Here is a 1,178-nt window from a genome sequence, read left to right as displayed (position 1 = left end):
TAATACTTTAGCAACAACGCCCGCACCTACTGTACGGCCACCTTCACGGATAGCGAAACGTAAACCGTCGTCCATTGCGATTGGGTGAATCAGTTCAACGATCATGTTGATGTTGTCACCTGGCATTACCATTTCTACGCCTTCAGGTAATTCGATAGTACCTGTTACGTCAGTTGTACGGAAGTAGAACTGTGGACGGTAACCTTTGAAGAATGGAGTGTGACGACCACCTTCATCTTTGCTCAGGATATAAACTTCTGATTCGAATTTAGTGTGTGGCTTGATTGAACCTGGTTTAGCCAGTACTTGTCCACGTTCGATTTCTTCACGTTTAGTACCACGCAGCAGAACACCAACGTTCTCACCTGCACGACCTTCGTCAAGTAATTTACGGAACATTTCAACGCCAGTACATGTTGTTTTAACCGTTGCTTTGATACCAACGATTTCAACTTCTTCACCCACTTTAACAATACCACGCTCAACACGACCCGTTACTACTGTACCACGGCCTGAAATTGAGAATACGTCTTCGATTGGTAACAGGAATGGTTTGTCAATTGCACGCTCTGGTTCTGGAATGTATGAATCCAGTGCTTCTGCTAATTCAACAATTTTCGCTTCCCACTCAGCTTCGCCTTCCAGTGCTTTCAGCGCTGAACCACGGATTACTGGTGTGTCGTCACCTGGGAAATCGTACTGAGACAGAAGTTCACGAACTTCCATTTCTACTAATTCCAGTAACTCTTCATCATCTACCATGTCACATTTGTTCAGGAATACGATGATGTAAGGAACACCAACCTGACGACCTAACAGGATGTGCTCACGAGTTTGTGGCATTGGGCCATCAGTCGCAGCAACAACCAGAATAGCACCGTCCATTTGCGCAGCACCAGTGATCATGTTTTTAACATAGTCGGCGTGACCTGGGCAGTCTACGTGTGCGTAGTGACGAGACGGAGTGTCATATTCTACGTGTGAAGTAGAGATGGTGATACCACGAGCTTTTTCTTCTGGTGCGTTATCGATTTGATCGAATGCACGAGCAGCACCACCGTAAGTTTTAGCTAAAACTGTAGTGATTGCAGCAGTCAGAGTTGTTTTACCGTGGTCAACGTGGCCGATAGTACCAACGTTAACGTGCGGTTTTGAACGTTCAAATTTTTCTTTAGACA

Annotated in this window: 1 protein-coding gene; it reads right to left on the bottom strand. The window is 45.4% G+C overall.

Annotated elements, in window-relative coordinates; all coding sequences use genetic code 11:
- A partial coding sequence (gene tuf / locus INT39_RS22310; RefSeq protein WP_193017603.1) for an elongation factor Tu occupies nucleotides 1–1,178 on the bottom strand: 1,178 nt, incomplete at both ends.

The sequence above is a fragment of the Pseudomonas sp. FME51 genome (assembly GCF_014897305.1).
Note: the sequence above shows the minus strand (reverse complement) of the source record. Positions and strands in the feature narration are given on the sequence as shown.